11 protein-coding genes are annotated in these 18,069 nt (G+C 54.6%); 3 read left to right on the top strand and 8 right to left on the bottom strand.

Annotated features, from left to right (window positions below; translation table 11 throughout):
• Nucleotide 1: 1 nt before the first annotated feature.
• Nucleotides 2–634 carry a hypothetical protein gene (locus tag CRO08_RS10945; RefSeq protein ID WP_097036216.1) on the top strand — a complete coding sequence of 211 codons (633 nt, stop codon included), beginning with the start codon at nucleotides 2–4 and terminating at the stop codon, nucleotides 632–634.
• Entirely contained in the window at nucleotides 631–2,658 is a 2,028-nt protein-coding gene (locus tag CRO08_RS10940) for a hypothetical protein (protein ID WP_097036215.1), read from the top strand. Before CRO08_RS10945 ends, CRO08_RS10940 begins: the two co-directional genes overlap by 4 nt.
• Before the next feature lie 24 nt (nucleotides 2,659–2,682).
• Here CRO08_RS10940 and CRO08_RS10935 read toward each other — a convergent pair whose 3' ends face one another.
• The 4 genes from CRO08_RS10935 to CRO08_RS10915 form a co-directional block, all read right to left on the bottom strand.
• The gene (locus CRO08_RS10935) at nucleotides 2,683–3,345 is read right to left on the bottom strand and encodes an RNA methyltransferase (protein ID WP_254794673.1); all 663 of its coding nucleotides are present in this window, start codon (nucleotides 3,343–3,345) and stop codon (nucleotides 2,683–2,685) included.
• On the bottom strand, nucleotides 3,342–4,385 hold the full coding sequence (locus CRO08_RS10930; RefSeq protein ID WP_097036214.1) for a hypothetical protein: 1,044 nt from the start codon (nucleotides 4,383–4,385) through the stop codon (nucleotides 3,342–3,344). Before CRO08_RS10930 ends, CRO08_RS10935 begins: the two co-directional genes overlap by 4 nt.
• Before the next feature lie 3 nt (nucleotides 4,386–4,388).
• Nucleotides 4,389–5,939: a pitrilysin family protein gene (locus CRO08_RS10925; RefSeq protein ID WP_097036213.1), complete on the bottom strand. Its 1,551-nt coding sequence runs from the start codon at nucleotides 5,937–5,939 to the stop codon at nucleotides 4,389–4,391.
• 468 nt (nucleotides 5,940–6,407) lie between these two features.
• Nucleotides 6,408–7,436: a VWA domain-containing protein gene (locus CRO08_RS10915; protein ID WP_097036211.1), complete on the bottom strand. Its 1,029-nt coding sequence runs from the start codon at nucleotides 7,434–7,436 to the stop codon at nucleotides 6,408–6,410.
• A 183-nt stretch (nucleotides 7,437–7,619) separates the two neighbouring features.
• Here CRO08_RS10915 and CRO08_RS10910 point away from each other — a divergent pair, with 183 nt between their 5' ends.
• Nucleotides 7,620–8,735 (top strand): GGDEF domain-containing protein, encoded by a 1,116-nt coding sequence (locus CRO08_RS10910; protein ID WP_097036210.1) that lies wholly within the window; start codon nucleotides 7,620–7,622, stop codon nucleotides 8,733–8,735.
• On the opposite strand, the gene CRO08_RS10905 is transcribed toward CRO08_RS10910, so the two are convergent.
• The 4 genes from CRO08_RS10905 to CRO08_RS10890 form a co-directional block, all read right to left on the bottom strand.
• Nucleotides 8,736–9,839, bottom strand: a complete 1,104-nt coding sequence (locus CRO08_RS10905; RefSeq protein WP_097036209.1) for a VWA domain-containing protein — start codon at nucleotides 9,837–9,839, stop codon at nucleotides 8,736–8,738.
• A gap of 324 nt (nucleotides 9,840–10,163) precedes the next feature.
• Nucleotides 10,164–12,341, bottom strand: coding sequence for a glycosyl hydrolase family 8 (locus CRO08_RS10900; RefSeq protein ID WP_255252332.1), 2,178 nt, complete (start codon nucleotides 12,339–12,341; stop codon nucleotides 10,164–10,166).
• A 197-nt stretch (nucleotides 12,342–12,538) separates the two neighbouring features.
• Nucleotides 12,539–13,720: an acyltransferase gene (locus CRO08_RS10895; RefSeq protein ID WP_097036207.1), complete on the bottom strand. Its 1,182-nt coding sequence runs from the start codon at nucleotides 13,718–13,720 to the stop codon at nucleotides 12,539–12,541.
• Nucleotides 13,721–13,935: 215 nt separating this feature from the next.
• Nucleotides 13,936–18,033, bottom strand: a complete 4,098-nt coding sequence (locus CRO08_RS10890; RefSeq protein ID WP_097036206.1) for a hypothetical protein — start codon at nucleotides 18,031–18,033, stop codon at nucleotides 13,936–13,938.
• Nucleotides 18,034–18,069: the final 36 nt, after the last annotated feature.

Genomic DNA, 18,069 nt, shown 5'->3' with positions numbered 1-18,069 from the left:
GATGAGCATTTTTAAGCACCAGTGGATTAGCCAGGGGGTCATCGATTACCTGATGAGCCTCCCCCTGATGTACCGTATTTTCTACAGGGTACAGGCAAACAAGGATTACGTCGCGTCGTTCCTGTTCCGCGACAACGACGGCAAACTGATTGCGGATCTGTTCGCGCAGAACGTAGTGGGCATCGACATCCACTACCAGGACGCGTTAGACAACCAAAGGATTTATGTTGATGGCACCATCGGCGACGACTCGCTGGATTATGTCAAAAAGAAAGTTGCGGAATTCATGGAGCAATTCCCTGCAACGCAGAGTAACCTGCGATTGAGCACGCTTTTGGACATGCAGTACAAACTGCGCGAAAAGATCGAAGACGCGATATTGGTGCAGGCCCCCAAGAAAGGAGAAGACCCCAATATCGACTTCTGCTTCAATAACCTGTCGCCTGCAGGTAAGCGCCGCGTCGTAGAGTTTCTGATGCGGCTCGACGAGAAATGCATTCCGGTTACCCTTCGCATGCACACCACGCTCACCACCGACGAGCAGATCGGCGCGACTCTCGACGAAGTCGCCATGTACGAGATGGAGCGTGAAGAGCTGGAAAACCAAAACTCAGACGAAGAAGGAGCTCTATGAATCAAGTAAGTTATCTCAACAAGTTCTACCTGGAAGCAACTCCGTCCTGGCTCCTTGACATCCGCAAGGATTCCGAGATTCCATGGAAGGAATTCTTCGCGGAGCGGACCGTCTTTTACCCGGGTTCCGCATTTGACCCCTATACGGTCAATATCTTCACACGCAGCCACAGCGCGCACTGTTTCGTCAACGTCGACTACCATTTTTCGAGGGAAAAACTCGAGGACGAGCTGAAAAAACCGATGTTCCCGGGGTATTCCATCATTTACGAACGTAACCTGAGCGAAAACGTGTTCCTGGCAATGTTCCACCAGCCATATTCGTACATTACCGACTTCGGTCTGGAAAATTTCAGGTCCCATAGTGGCGAGAGAGAAGATGATTTCTGCTACAATACCTGGGAAATCGATAATTTCGACCAGATAAAGCACTTCGTCAAGTTCCTCGTATTTGAAAAAAATCCGGACAACATCACTTCTAGCGCCCAACGTTTCGCGTTGCTGTATATCGGCGGCGACGCCTTCCCCGTATTCAACGCGCTCTACGCGAACAAGAACGCCAACTTGTTCGCCATACTGATCGAGGACTACGGATGGGGCTGCCAGTACGCCTATTTCAGGAAGAACGAACTGCTCCACAGGATTGCCAAAAGAACAGGCGCACTCCCCCAGCTGATTCTGACTTCGCGATGCGGGGGTTCCGAGATGTGGGACGGCTACGAGCACATTATTGAGGATATCGATTCCGAAGAAGATGACGATTTCGGACACGGCCACAGGCAGATATACAAGATTAAAACAAATGAAACGACCCCCAAGACAATCCTGGACAATGTCCGTCGTAATAACAACCGCGACGAAGGTGCTTACTCTCAGCACTGTGAGACTTACCGCCAGTATACCCGGCGGACAAAGGCTGGGCTCCCGCGATTCAGCGAGCAGGAAGACATTCTCAAAAAGGAAAAAGCCGAGATCAACGCCGTCATGTCTAGGCACGCGAAAAGGCAGCGCAAGTTGTTCTGGGAAAACTTCGCTCTCATCATGAGGAACCGTGACAAAATTCTGAAATACCCCATCTTGTCAAACATCCCGATGGACTCGCTACAACCCTCCTACCTTCCGAAAGGCTTGACGCTTGGGGCGCTCGTATTCGCCTGGGGAGCATCGTATTTGAAGGGCACTTGCCCTCGGTGCCAGGCAACCGCTTACTACATGCCCTACACAGATATGGACTATCACCTGTTCCCGCATTGCAGCTGTGGCTGGTTCGGATGCGAGGGCGAGCACGAAGATCATTGCTATGAAGACACCACCGCATTCGTACGGTGCAGTTCCTGCGGTGAAGAAAGCGAAATCGGCGGCGATGTCAACAAGACTCCCAGGAACTTGTACGCAACTTTCTACTGGCTCATGGATTGCTGGAAGCATTGCCATAACCAATTCGTATCTAAAATGTCTTTTGAGCACGCCGTACATCTGTTAAAACTGAGCGAAATCTACGCAGAAGATCCCGAAGATTTCCTCACCGGCACGAAGGCACTAAAAAGTGAATCGAACCCGAAAAAGTTCTCCAACGTAGCTGCGACTACCGAAGAACTGATAAGCCTCGTAAAGGGAGGCAAGCCCTATCAGCTCGAAGAGGCGTCTAAAGAAGAACTACTGAACATTCTGCATAACTACGAAAGACTTTTGGACAAGCATCCGGACACCTATCTACTTGGCCTCAACTATGACGACATCAACGATGGTTTCAACGACGAATTCGAACGCGGCACAGCAGAGGATCTGTCCGAAGAACACCTAAAAGAAAACATCGAATTGTACGAAGAACAACTGAAAAGAGAGTTGCAAACCATAGAGGAAGAAACCATGTCTATACAAGAAAAAGACCCGAACAAGAAACCCGCTATAAAGAAAGATTTCCACCTTCCCAAGAAGGGCGACCCTGATTACGACGCTTTCATGAGGGAACGCTTCAAGGCCGCGGCATCAAACATGCTGCGAGGCGAAGAGGACGACCCGTAAAAAAGACTAACTTATAGGGATTTCTTACCCGTCCACGTGCGTAATCGGGCTATTGTTCTCGATACCGTTCACGTGACGGTCGAGCCAGTCGTAAAGGAGCGCGTCACGTTCCTCCTTCGGGAGCAGGAACTTCTCGCGGCCTTCCTTCTGCATGTACACGTCGAGGTAGGTCATGAGCACGCCACCCGCGACCGAGACGTTCATCGATTCGGTAATGCCGTACTGCGGCAGCTTGAACTCGTAATCGGCATGCGCGAGCGTATCGGGGTGGTTCCCGTGGAACTCGCTCCCGAGGTAGAATGCCGTAGGCTGGCTCAAATCCAGGTCAAGCACGGAATTCGTGGTGTTGGTGCTCGCGACCGCAATCTTGTAGCCCTTCGCGCGCAGCTTCTCCATGCAGAGCATGCGTTTCTTGTACAGGTACAGGCTCATCCATTTGTAGCTGCCCTTGAGGATAGACTTGTTCACGCTGTAGGCGTTGTCCTCCTCGATAATGTGCACGTCCTGCAGGCCGAACACTTCCGCGGTACGGATAACGGCAGAAATGTTATGCGGGTCGAACAGGTCTTCCAGCACCATGCAAAAATGCCTCGTGCGGCGGTCCACCACGGAGGTCAGCAGTTCCTTGCGGCGGTCAGTCACGCGCGCCAGGAGGGATTCCAGACTTTCTTTCTCTTTTTCGCTCATTTTGCCTGAGTCCTTGTATCTTCAAATATTATGGGAACGCTCTCGCGTTTCTGCTTCTCGCGTTCACGCTTCAGCCTCTCGAAGTCGCCCAGTTTCCACGGGGCTCCGTTCACCACGTTCTCGAAATCTATCACGTACTGCACGTTATCGAACGACTTGAGCTTCGCACTGTTCAGCATGGGTTCCTTGTCACCCCCGAAGTAGCGACCCGAAGCCTTCTTGATATCCTTCACGATGTGGTCTATCTTGTCGTTCACCACGCTCTTGAACACCTGCATCTGCATGATGGAATTCAGCACGGAGTTGCCCGGGAAAACGATGGCCGTCAGCTTGTACCTGATTTCGTTTTTCGAAATCTCGTCCATGTCGAGATACGCAATTGCGGTTCCATGCAGCGACCACCGAAGCACCTTCGCGTGCCCGTACCCGAAAAAGAGGTTGCGCATGCCGAGCTTCTGCCCCGCGCTATCTTGCAGGGCCCAGTAGAACTCGCCCGAAAGGCTGCGGCCGTTGCTCCCGTTAAAATACCTGCGGTTCTTGCTCGTATATTCGAGAGTGTAGTTCGTGCCCAGGTATGCATTGATGAGGTCTGCCGTAAAGGGCATGTTATCGAACAGGTAACTGATGACGTTCTGGCCCAGCGGGAGCGTGCCCTTGTTCTCGTAGATGGCGCGGTACCTGCGGCCAAGCCTCGCATAGACTTCGGGGACCATCGGTGCACCCGGAGTGGGGGCAAACCCTCGCTTCGTTACCTCGTGGTACGGCGCGCAGAATTCCTCGTTGTACTTGAGATGCGGCCAGGGGTGCTTATCGCCGGCGGAACAACCGGGATAGTCGATGTTGAGGCAAGTCTTGAGACCGGAGCAGAGCGAGCGCAAGTCGTCCTCGTTACCGAGCTGTTTCAGGAGCCTGTTGCGGACAACCGAATCCGCCCCGAGCATGTTGTCGGAACCCGCAGCATGGGAGCATACGCCCGCAAGCATCACGAGCAGTGCCGCGACAGCCAGACGGGAAAGATATTCCGAAACGCCCCTGAACATAGACTACCTGATATCGAGACTATCGAGCGGGACAACCGTAAAGGGCTTCAGGGCCTCAAGCTTTGCGACCGGACCTACGACCGAGATAGTCATCTTTTCCTTCGCATAATACTTCTTGATCATCGCCTTCACCTGGTCGGCGGTCACGGCATTGATTTCCTTCACGTAGTCGAGGTAATGGTCCGGACTCTTGCCCAGCAGTTCATCGCCCGCAAAAATTGCCGCCGTCGATGACGGGGAATCGAACAGGCCGGGAAGGCTTTCCACGAGAGTCTTCTTCGCCATCGCGAGTTCCTCTTCCGTGGGGCCATCCTTCGCAAGTTTCTCGATTTCCTCGAACACGAGCTTCAGCGCGAACGCGGCGGATTCCACCTTCGTCTGCAGGCTGATCGAAATCATCGCCGTATCGCGGTAGTCGTTGCCCGCACGGCTGCTGATGTGGTAGGCAAGCCCCTCGTCGCTACGCACGCGCGTCATGAGGCGCGAGGCAAAACTGCCGCCACCGAGAATGAAGTTCGCGACAGCCGTCGGGTAGTAATCTGCATGCGGACGCTTCACGAAGGGCTGGTTCATCGAGATATTCGCCTGCGTGATATCCTTGTCCACCACGTAGGTGCCAGGCTTGTTCAGGAACACGAGCGGCTGCGGGGCGCTATAGGGAGAAGGCTTCGCCTTCGCATCGGCCGACTTGCGAAGCGTCGCGAAGAATTCCTTGAGCATGGCAACCGCGGAGTCGCGTTTCACGTCACCCGACAGCGCGAACACGATGTGCTTGGACGCGAAGGTAGATACCGAAAGGCGCTTCATGTCATTGACGGAAACCTTCTTGTATTCTTCGAGAGTGGGGTCCCACAGCCTCGGGTTCGGGGCATAGTTGACCTTGGTCCTCAAGGCCGAAAGCACCTTCGCGGGAGTGTCGTAACGCTGTTCGTGGGAGGTCACGTAGTTCGTCTTCACGATTTCAAGCTGCTTCGCGTCGAATGCGGGAGAAGAAATCACCTTCCCCGCCATATCCAGCATGGAAGCGAAGTCCTTCGAAAGGCAATCTATCGAGAAACTGGAAATCCAGGTACCAGAGCTTGTAGAAAGGCCCGCACTGATAAACTCGAGCGTATCGTCGAGGGCGTGCGCCGATAAGTGCGTACTGCCACCACGGCGGAACATGGCGCCTACCATCCCGGAGGCGGCAGCATCCTTGATGGTCGAAGCGACTTCCGGATTATCGAAATACACGGAAAGGTTCACGAGCGGGAGGCTCGAATCGGGAACGATGTAACCGGAAATGCCTTCGGCAATTTCTACGCGGTAGTCCTTCGGGTAGGGCGCCACGTACTTGTATTCCGGGTAGACAATATCCTTGTAGGATGCCGGCAACACAGGACCCTTCGCGGTATCCGCAGGTGCGGCGGCCGCTTGCACGGGTGCTGATTCCACGGCCGGGGCGGGCGCGGGCTGCGCCACGGGTTCGGCGGACGGTTCCGGTGCCGAGGAGCACGCCACAATGCAGGCGACCCCACTCACCAGGCCAAACAATGAACTATAAACTTTTCGCATTGTCTATAATATAGATTTTAATGCCTGCGGGAGTGGCATCTTCCAAGTTGGAGTAATGTTTTTCGCGCCAAGGCGCCTTTTTTTGAAAAAAGGGGTTATATTACTTATTGAGCCCCTCCGGTGGATATCAACTCGGTGTCGCAAACGCGAGCCGCCCGTCTCCAAGAGAGACAAATCCACCCGAAGGGCTTTTCTCTATTCTCCTTAAAACCAAAAGGTCTGCGCGTCGCCGCAGACCTTTTTGGTTTTAAGATATATAAGAAACCGTTCGCGCTTCACCCGGGGATTAAATTACTCCGGTATGCGCTCACTTTCGCCCCCACGGCCCGTTGATACGGGCCGCTTTGGGCTCACGAACCAAGGGACGGCACGTGGTGTGCCGCCCCTTTGGTTTTAAGTTTTACAAAAGACCGCGCGAGTCTCGTCCGAAGCCAACATAAATAAGAGAGAGTGTGTCGCCACAGGCCCTTAGCTGAAACGGCCGGCGAGTTGCTTGCGGCGGCGGCCGCGCTCCGACACGACAGCCTCTATCAGGAACAGGAGGGCGGCAAGCCCGAGGAAAATCTGGTAGCGGTCCTGGTAGTTCTCCATGCGGTCGGACGCCTGTTCCTTCTTCTCCATGCTCGCAATCTCGGTCAATACCTTCTGCAGTTGGAACTCGCCCGGGCTTGCGTAGAAATACAGCGCACCGGTCACGCTCGCAATCTCCTGCAGCGTCCCTTCCTCGAGGCGCGTAGTCACGATATTCCCCTGCACGTCCTTCTTGTAGGCGACATCGCCGTTCCTGGACTTCACCGGTATGGGCACGCCCTCGCGGCTGCCGATACCGATGGTATAAATCTTGATTCCCATCTCCGCCGCTTCCTTCGCGGCATTCACGGCGGCATCCTCGAGTTCCTCGCCATCGCTCATCAATATCATCACGGAGTACTTTCCCGCCCCACCAGAATTCCTGAACAGGCTCATCCCCTTGCGGATGGCGTTTTCCAAGTTCGTGCCCGGCATGAGCCAGCCCGGATTCAGTTCACGGAGCATCATCTGCACCGTTCCGTAGTCCAGCGTAAGCGGCACCATCACCTGCGCCTCGCCGCTGAACGCGACCAAACCCACGCGGTCACCCGAAAGGCTTTCCAGGAACGACGAAATCTCGTGACGGCTACGCACCAGGCGGTTCGGCTTCACATCTTCGGCAAGCATCGAGAGCGAAATATCCTGCAGCAGCACAAGGTCCAGGCCCCGGCGCTCGATATGCTCCATCTTGCGGCCCCACTGCGGGCGGGCAAGCGCCACGAACAGGAAGGCAAGCGCCAGCAGGAGCAGGAACACCTTCACGAGCCTGCGCCACGGCGATACGCTCGTCGAGAGTTTCGGGAGCATCGAGAGCGAGACGAACCTTGCGGCAAGTTTCTTGCGACGGCGGTAGGCATAGTAGAACAGCAGCGCAAATAGCGGGAGCGTAAACAGGCACCACAAGAAGTTCGGTTCAGCAAAACGCATCAAATCCTCCGGAATCGGAAAACTGCGGGCACGCGTCCCGCGACACCCTGAATATACAAAAAACAGCCTTTTTTGCCCCGTTTTTTGCATTATTTTGCCCAATAATCACAAAAAAATGTTTTTTTCGAATAAATTGTTATTATTGTTAAGCAAAAGATATATTTTACTTATCAGGTAGTGATTATGGGTATAGACGCTTTTAGAATCGAAATCGACGTTATCAGCGTTATCGTGTACCTGATGATATGGTACGGCAACAGGGAACGTGCTGTCCTGGAGAAATCGGCGCGCGCATTCCAGTGCCTTGTAGAAACATCCATCCTATTCAGCGTGATGAACTCGCTCGGGCTGTTCATCCCCGAATCAAACATCCCCATTATCAGGCTTATCAATAGTTTCAAGATCATCGCCTGTATCTGCATGGGCTGCTGCTGGTTCCTTTCCGTTTTCTACTCGACATCGGCAAATACCTACACGTTGCGCAAGTGGCTCATCCCCATCATAGGCCCGAGCGTCATCGTCAGCGCAATCGCCCTCGTCGACGCGCTGATGCACCTGACGGATGGACCAACCGACATGAATCCCACCCTATGGGCCTTGCTGAACATGCTATCCATCCTCTACATTGCAGCGGCATCCGGACTCTGCTTAAAAAAGGCAAGCAAATGCACCAACAAGCTCCATAGGCGGTGTTTCTACATAATCGCAATCGTCATGCTCATCCCGCTACTCACCCTGATCCTGCAGGCAAAATTCTACGAGCTCCCCATAACCTCGACGGTATTTGTCCTCGTCACCCTGTTTATCCACATGTACCGCACCCGACAGCATATTACCGTAGACCTGACAACAGGGCTCAACAACACAAACAAGCTGTCATCGTACCTGGAATCCATCACGCAGAGCCAGGACCCGGCCAAGAGGCTATTCCTTCTCAAGATAGAGATAGACAATTTCAAGGCAAGGAAAAAGAAGCACGGCAAGAGGGCCTGCGTGGTCGCCCTCCAGAAAATGGCAACATTCATACGCGAACAGAGCGTGCAGCGCGGCACGTTTATCGCCCGCTACGGCAAGGCGACCTTTGCGGTCATTGCCGAATGTAGCGACTATGCAGAAATCGAGGCTTTCGCAAACAAGCTGATTACGGCAAGCGCAACGAGCCAGGATCTCCTACAGGGCCCGTGGCCCATCACGTTCAGTATACACTGGTCCGAGTACGGCACGTCCGAGACGCGCACCATCGACAAGTTCCTCGAGAAAGCCGAAAGCAACTGCATCAAGCCCGCGACACCGCTGTAACTACGGGATGCGCACGAAGCGCGTATTCGCGAGGAGCAATTCCAGTAGAATCAGCAATGCACCCGCCAGGAGCCACGGGTAGAACTTCTCGGCATACCGCGCGTAGGCGACCGTCTCTATCTCGGTCTTCTCGAGCTGGTCAATTTCCGAGTAGATTTCCTCGAGCTGTTCCTTGTTCTCGGCGCGGTAGAACTTGCCACCCGTCTTTGCGGCGACTTCCTTGAGGGTAGATTCGTCGACCTCTTCTTCCGGCGTAATGTCGCGCTCGCCCCACGAGATTTCGCCCGTCCAGGGGTTCTGCTGGAAGGCGAGAATCTTGCCCTTCCTCTTGCCTACGCCCACGGTATACACCTTCACGCCAAGCGACTGCGCCACATCCGCGGCACGGACCGGTGAAATCACGCTCGCATTGTCGCGCCCGTCGGTCAGGAGCACCACCACCTTGGATTTAGCCTCGGACTTCTGCAGGCGTGCAAGCGCGTTCATCAGGCCATCGCCAATCGCCGTGCGACCCGCGATGATGGAATCCTTCGCAAGTTCGTCCGTCGCCTTCAAGATTTCGAGCAGGCTCCCGTAATCAAGCGTGAGCGGGCACTGCGTCACGGCACGGCTACCGAAGGCAGAAAGCCCAATACGGTCGCTGTGGCGCTTCTGGATAAAGTCCGCAATCACCCCCTGCGCGTAACCCATACGGCTATACTTCCAGTATTCACCGGAATTGAGGATGCGTTCGGCGTTCATCACCCCGAGTTTCGCCTGCTCCGCGCGGGTCAGCATGTCGAGCGTGCCCATGGAACCCGAAACGTCGAGTGCCAGCATGATATCCACGCCGTCGGTATTCGTGTATTCCACCTCCATCGCGTTCTGCGGGCGGGCAAGCGCCACCACGAAGCAGCAGAGGGCCGCAAGGCGCAACGCGGGCACAATGTGGCGCAGGCGCACACGACGGCTCGGGACCGCACGCCTCGCTATGGAAAGTGCCGGGAACTTGATGGTACTCTTGCGTTTGTGCTGGCGATATACGTACAGTGCTATAAGTACAGGAACCAAAACGAGCAGCCAGAAGGCTTCGGGATTCTGAAAATGAAGTGCGCCAATATCCATTCTAAACTCCTAAAAATACCTGGGGCAACAACCCCGCACGAAGAATATACAAAAGCCGAGAGTCGTGGGCAAGTACACTTGCACATGACCGAGGCGCACAATATGGCTCTGCACATGCAGAGCCCATATACAAAAAAAGAGCCCGCCGCAACCACGGCTTTACAATCGCAAAACGTGAGCCAGAGGCGACTCGTCTTAACGAGTCGTCGAGGCGAGAGCGAGTGACAAACCGGAGGTTTCTTTACAAGAAATGAGGAGCGAGCGGTCGCAAAAAGAACCGCAGCCTTGCGGGCCACGGTTCTCTTAAAAGAGTCTGCTAGTGAATTACTTCACGGTCACGGAGTGGATCTTGCCGTCGACGCGCACGAGGAACGTGCCCCTGTTGGCGACAGAGATGCCCTGCGTTGCACCGGAAATCTTGCCGGCCTTCACGACCTTGCCCTGCATGTTGAACACGGCGTAGTCGGAACCGACCTTGGCGCCAAGCACCTGGATCTGGGAACCAGAAGCGATGACCTTCGCGCTCGGGGCGAGAGAACGGAACACGAATGCATCCGTACCCGGGTTGGTGCCGCACTGGGCGGCAGGAACCGTAATACCGGTAATCTTCACGGGGTCAATCACCTGCTTATTGGCATCGAGGAATTCAATCGCCTTGATGGAGACAGAACCGAAACCACCCTTGGCGTCCTTGACTTCCCACTTGAGGCCCTTGACCACCTTGATGATATCTTCACCCGAGGGAGCGGTGGAAACATTGACCCAGTCAAGAATATCGATAGACTGGCTGTTGGTACCCTTGAAACCGAACTGGTCCGGAGTAAGGTCGTAAGTCACGGCCGTGTAATCGTCCGTAGGATCCACATAAATGCCAGGTTCAGCCCCCGCTTCGGCAGTTGCCTCGTTGAGGATTGCCATACGGATGGGGCCCTTGGTCTTGGCGGTCACACGGACATACTTGACATTCAAAGCATAGAGGTCAACGCCCTTCTTGTCGTTGGAGAGGAACGACATGGCGATACCGGCGCTCGGGTACTTGAGTTCGCACTGAGCCGGAGTATTCTTGCACACATCAGCCTTGGCTTGAGTCCATTGCGGTTCAGGGCCGATTTCCATGGTGGCCTCTGCAGTAATTTCGCAGCCGGTCTTGTAGAGCGGAGAAGTACCCGAATCCGGAGACATCACGGTACCGATACCGAGCTTGTCGTGGTATGCACCCCAGTTCCAGAATCCGGAAACACCGACCGTAGAATCCCTGGAAGCCTGCTGCACGCCTTCGGCAGTAGAAACACCGCTGGCGAGGCTCGGGTCCGGAGTGAACTGGGTAAAGCCCGTCATGTCGTAGAAGTTGGGCATGTTACCCGTGATGAGGAGGAGGTAGAGGATGTTGAGAGTGGAGGGGTAGTACTTTTCACCCGCATTGCTGCCTTCACCACAGCCACTAGCCGTTTTGCAGCTCTTCAAGTTGGAAAGAGTCTTGTAGACCGATTCCATGAAGTCCTTGGAGGCAGCGTCGTCAAAGGAAGACGCAGCCATGCCCATACCGCCCGAGAAGGTAGAAGAGACGAAGTTGCGCTTTTCGGAGGTCACTGCCTGACCGCTGGGGAAGTAACCGGAGTTGATGCCGCTCGCCGTACGGGCGGTGGGAATCATCCAGTCGTTAATCTTCTTGTTGAAGGCCTGTGCCTTGGTATCACCGTACCAGTAGTAAGCCCAAGCCATGCGCCACGGAGTACGGGCTGCGTCGTCAAAGAAGCCCGGATCTTCGTCCTGCGCAACGGCAGCCTTGGAATTCTTGACCGGCTTGTGGCTATTCCAGTCGCACCAGTCGGACACGAGGCCGGAGGTGCTGTTCTGGCAAGCGTTCAGGTCGGTATAAGCCTGGGAAATCACGTTGTTCCAGGAACCGCCAGCAACCTTCTGGAAAAGGGCGAAGTTAGCAGTCGTGGCATAGCTGGGGTTGAAGTAGTCGCCCCACTGGTTACCAGGCATAATCTTGTTGCCACTGATATCGTTGGAAGCAATCCAGCTGATCAACGTCTTGGCATCGTTCAGGTAGGAACCGCCCCACTGCTTGGAAGCCATCACTAGAGCGAGGGCCGCATCGAAGTCTGCGTCAGAAGCAGAACCCGAACCGACATCACAACCAATGCGCCAGTTCATGCCGGCGCCATTGCCGCCATTGTTCTTCCAGGTAGCATAGAGCTTGTCGAACATGCTCTGTTCGTCCATGTACACGGTAATCAACATACCGTAGGCGATAGCTTCAGAAACCGTAGAGCAGGTACCTTCGGGAGCAAGCACCCAGGCTTCGTTACCCTTATCCTGGTACCAGGCCTGCTTCCACAGATTGAAGTGGTCCTTGATGACCTGGGTATCCGCGAACGGGATCGTGTAGCCGTGAGGGCTCTTCATGTTCTGCGGGAACGGGAAGGAGCCCGCCATGGCAGAAGTCGCGGCCAGGGCGGCCACGCACACTGTTGCTTTAAAGAAGTTTTTCATCAACATCCTCTTTTTTTGTTGTTATTCCCACCCATCTAAAATATAATTTGATTGAACAAAAACCGCCACCCCAATCATGTAATAAATAACTTGCACTGGGCGACAAAAAGTTCCGATTTTTCGCAAAAATCGGCAAACACAGTAAAGATTTTTAAACCTTCGCAGAGAGGTGTGAGCGGGAGCACACCGGGGCAGAACTATTTCGCCTGCTCAAGGCGCTTCTTGCGCTTCTTGTTCCAGACCTTGAACTCCATGTAGAGCGTGCTCACCGTGTAGACGAACAGCATAAAGAGGAGCGTATTCTTGGGTGTGTTCAGGTTGCAGATTCCCCACGCGATGGAGATGAGTGGCAGGTGGATTAGGTAAGGGTAGAAACTCGCGCGGCCCACCTTGCGCACGATGCCGATACAGAAGAACCGCGCCATGAATCCCTTGCCCGAAAGGAGCGAGAGCACGAACAGCCCGTAGATGAACACGGCGACGCTATGGTGGATAAAGTAGTTCACGCCGGGATTGAACGAGGGCGACATGAGGAACAGGCTCCCGTAAAGGGCGGCAAGGAGCAATGCCTGAACGATTCCGCTCACGTAGCCCCTCTTGAGGAACTCGAAGAAGCCTTCCTTGTACAGGCGAAAGATGACCATGCCGAAGATGTACTCGAACACGCGCACGGGGGCGAACATGTGGAAGAAGCGATACTTTTCGCCGTAGCCGTCGAACCAGAGGTTGCCCGAAAGCCCGAAGAACACCGCCCACGCGATACCCGGGATGAACACCGCAAAGAAGAGAATCCAGAGGGTGCGGCGATTCTGCCTAAAGAGCCAGCGGCTGAACCACGGCGTGATGGCATAGCACATGAAGAAACTCGTGAGCGACCAGCTGGGCTCATTGAGTTTCATGCCCAGGTCGGGAACGATGGACCACGTGAGCGAAAGATGCAGGAGCAGGCTACGCCAGGGGTGGAACATTTTCGCGAGCCCCGCCGAGGCGCAATCGACGATTTCGCCTGGGCCGGGCAAGTGCGTGTAGCCGCTGAACTTGAACAGCAACCCCACGAACATGAGGAGGGTCATGAAGAAGTGGAGCCGGTATAGCTTCGCTATGCGGGCGAACATGAACGGGATTACCGGTATGCGGCGTTCCGGGTCGCTGAACTTGCTTGCAAAGAGGAACCCCGCGAACACGTAGAATATGCCGGCCGCAAATGCGGGCGCGGTAAAGACGGGCATGAGCCAGGTGTTGCTTGCCATGTAGGCAAGCGCATTCGAGCTGCCCAAGTGGAGCATCACGATGTTTATGCTCGCGAGGAGGCGCAGGCCGTCAATCGCCGGAAAGTAATCCGGCTTTTTCGCACCTGTGTTCGGGGAATTCTCTGCCATCGTGCGCTAAATTTAGAAAAAACACCGGTGCGCGCGTCGGGAGGGTCTTAGGGAGGGTGAGCCGTGCGATACCCTCCCTAGTCTCATAAGCACACCGAAGGTGTGCCCGTGCGCTTAATCGCCACCACCCTAAAATAACAACCCCGCTCTAGGCGATTATGCGCGCGTCGGGAGGGTCTTAGGGAGGGGGAGTAGCACGGACCCTCCCTAGTCTCTTACTTCACCATAATTTTCTGCACGGCGATCTCGCGCCCGACAACCGCGCGCAATACGTAGAGCCCGCGCACCGGCCTCTTGAGGCTTACCTCGTTACGCCCGTTTTCGGCCTTGAAACTTGCGGTATTCACGACGTGGCCCTTCGTATCCACAAGGTCCACGCGCGCATTCGCACCCGCAAGGCCCTCGCCCACATCGAAGCCCACCTGCAGTGCAGAGCCCAGATCATGAGCGCGCAAGCCCTGCAAAGTGCTCGCGACAACCTTCCTTGCAGACTTCGCCACACGGATGTTTGCGGACTTCGCCGTCGTGGAGAGCATCACCTGCAGTTTTTCGCCATCGTGCATTTCGGTAGTCTCGCCATCGACCGTCACGAACACGCGAAGCCCGCTCGCAAGAATTCCGTCGATACCCGCAAACTTCAGGCAACCTGCACGCGAGCTTGTCGCCGAAAGTTCCACGTTCCATTCGTATGCGTCTTCGCCCAAGGCCTTCACGCTCTTTGCCAGGCGCCTGCCCGCATCCACGATGCTGAGGTTCACGCGGTTGCCCATGCCGGCAGGCGGTTCTTCGGAATCCCACGCGGCCTTGCCCGCGCCGAGCATGTTCCAGCTGTCCATCTTGCCGCTTGCGTCGGAGAGTTCCACCTGCAACGCCCAGCCGTCGGCGCCGGCCGCCTTCGCAAGCACGCCCTTCTTGTTGAGCGACTTCACATGAACTATTTCGCCATCTTCGTTCACGAAATCGACAAAGGCCGGCGTTGCCGGAAGACTCCAATCCATCTCCGGACCGCGATTGAGTTTTACCCACACAGCCTCGTAAGGCTCAAGTTCCTTCACAACTTCAGGCGGGTCGTACTGACCGGTTTGCTTGTTCCAGCGCCAGAATTCCAGCTCAGGCTTTTCTTCCCGATTTTCCTGGCCAGCAACGCCAATCTTCATCTTCCAGCCGTAAGGGTTAGAGACCAGGTTCCAGCCGCTGTTTACGCTATCGAGCGACCACACGGCCTCGCCGGTAAAGGCCTCATCCTTGAGCACAAGCGGGCGACCTTCAAGCGAATTGTACCAGTAGCCCCTTCCCTGTTCCGGGGAATCCTTCTCCGAGAATTCCTTGTACTGCCAGTATTCGCCAAAAATGGTAAACTCGTCCCACCAGTAGAACACCTCATTGTCATTCCACTCGTATTTCTCGAAATCGACATTCGAAAGCGCAACCATCTGCCAGCAGTCACCGCAATCGTTCTTGATTACGTCATCCACCTCGAAAGTCCACTCGCGCACGTCCGGATTATCGCCCTTCCCGTTGTATATCTTTGCGACTACATGGTACATGCCCGCGGCAAGCGGGTACTTTTCCCACGTGAACACCTCGGGCCAATCGCCATTCGGGAATTCCATCAGGGTATCCAGCAGCGGTTCGTCGCTCAAGTTCTCAAGCATCACGCTCACGAAGGGCGCTCCCTCCTCGTTCACGAAATCGTCCGTCTTTACGGCTAGCTGGATAGCGTTACCCGACCAGAACAGCGCCGGGTAGACAACCTCGACTTCTTCCTGTTTCTCGCCATCGTCATCCACGCCGTTTACATCCTCGAAGCCCTTGGGGAATATGGCAAGTGCGATAGCCACGCTCCCGTTCGAAGAGCCCGCGTCCATCAGTTTTTGCAGCGAATCCATCTTTGCAGAATAGTACTGGATGTTATCATAATTGCCCGCCTGTATCTCGGCTTGCATTTGGGCGCTAACCTTCTGTATTTCACTCAGCACATCACTATTTGCGCCATAACCTTTTTCAAGCCTCTGGTAAAGCGCATCAATATTTTCGTACAAGTTGAAGTAGCCATCGCCATCCACGGGAATGTCCATACCCGCAAAAGCAATCTTCTTCAGTTCAGTTTCGTTGGTTGTAAACGTCATCTCGGCGCGGACCTTCCAGCCCTTGAAGTTGCTGCCGTCCGTCGTCACGGGGTTGCGCGAGAAAATCTGCATCACCTTGCCCGCCTGGAGCGAAATGGGCTGACTTCCGCCGGAGTAACTCGTCATGTCAATTTGTGAGCCCTTATTCTCGACAGTCTCGCCATCGTAACTAATGAGTTCTACGATGGTCTGGTCGTAATCGATTCCCTTCCCGAAGAACACATAGGCAAACTCTTCGTTCGTTTCTTCCGGTGCTTCGCCAACCACAAGGTCAAAGGAGTAGTCGCCGTCGTACGCCTCGTCCGCAGAGAACTTCTTGTACGGACCGTTGTCGTTCGAACTTTCCCAATGAACAGGGTCGCGGTCAGCATTCGGCTGTTCAAGGCTTGCGGCAAATTCGAGCCATGCCGTATTCGTGATTGCTCCAGATTCATCCGTCACGAACTCGAACTCGTTAGTACCCCTCCGGTAATTATCAAACTGCCCGAGCATGCGCTCTTCGCTTTCGGTAAGGCATCCCGACTCGATGCAGTCAAGCATGAACACAATCCTGTGCACGTTCAAATCAACCACCTCGTCGGAGCGGTTCCAGTCAACATCGAAATAGAGAGTCTGGTGCGTGTCGTCATATTTCCACGGGACGTCCCCGCTCGTCAGGACTCCACCGATATTGTCCAGGATATCGATGAACTTCGCCGACTTCATGTATGTAGTATCCAGCACACCATTCGGCAAGTTTCCCAGTTCCGGGTCATCAAACGTATAGGATTCCTCGACAAAATTTTCCGTCGCGCTAATACGCCCCATCGCATTGCGGTAATTGCCCAGAGCAACAGGGTCATCGCGCCTCACATTTTCATATTCGTCGCCCACGAGTTCCTCGGAATAGAAAGGCATGGTGCCGGCCTTGTTGAACTCATCCGTAATGGTGGTGTTCTCTATCCCGTAACTGTTCAAATAGTCCCCCACGACCATGCCGGCAAAATAGCGGGTCACGTCCTGCTCGTCCGCAGAATAATGGAAATTGGCCCTGGCGGACACTACACTCGGGTCCTCGACGAACCTGATGTACCCAGCACCAAAGCCCTGTACGCAATTGCCAGAGTTGCAGATGATATCGGCCAAAGCGGTGTACGTCCTTTCCACATAGAACCAATCGCACTCATCCACCATGCCGACGAGACCGCCCACGTAGTTTATACCTTCACCATCCGCAAAGTCTCTAACCTCCATTTTTTCAAGGCCGACCTGATGCAACTTGACATGGGTAGTGACATGCCCGACGATTCCACCCACGTAAGCATCCCTATCAGGGAGCGAACTGTCGAGATAAGAGGTTCCCACCAAGGGACTGTACGTAATATGGACATCATCGAGCTTTGCCGATACGACTTCCAACTTTTCGACATAACCCACCAGACTGCCGATGCTCGCGTTTGGGGTACTAAAGGATTCGTCATCGTTCAACTTGGGTATCGCGTTGAGCACAATGGAATATCCGTAAAATTCGTTTACCGACAGGTCCCTAATAGATGCGGCAAGGACCCCGGCCATCGGAGCGTTCACGACCGCATTACCTATACGGACCCTATTGACAGAAGCGTCATATTCGTTCCACCCTAATAGGCCCGCACTGGTTAGGGATTCCAGGCGAAGATTTTCAAAATTCACGTTCGATACGGATGTAAGAAGATTCCCGCCAAAGGTAGCTTCGGAGGCTCCGCCAATGTAACACACCCCGCGTACCGTAAATGCGGAATCGCCAGCACTCATCAGAGAAACCTTGCCACTGCTGCCGAATAGGAACGGATAGAACGCGGTGGCACCGGACACGCACACTTCACCGTTGTCGTCGTAGCCGCCAAACTCCAGATCCGACGTGAGGATAATCTCGCCAGGAGGAAAATCTACGGAGAACAGTTCCTGCAATGCGGAATAGGCAGAAACTGTAGCAGCGGAATACCACCATTCAAAGCACTGTTCATCGCTATCGGGAGCGTAACCGGCACCCTGTTGCGAAAGCTGGACCAGGTACTCGTCTTCGGCGACAGGGACCTTCTTGACGCAATAGACCCTGGACGCTCCTTCCTGCTCGTCCGAAAGGCCCGCAGCCCAGGGGGTTGCTACGAGAATAGAAAATGCCAAAGCGACAGCTGTCTTAAAGAGGGTAGATTTCCCGGCCATCTGGAAACTCCTGTTTTTACTGTATGCAAGTAAATG

This window comes from Fibrobacter sp. UWT3, from assembly GCF_900230125.1.
Taxonomy (GTDB): Bacteria; Fibrobacterota; Fibrobacteria; order Fibrobacterales; family Fibrobacteraceae; genus Fibrobacter.
This window is presented reverse-complemented; position numbering and strand designations above follow the sequence as displayed.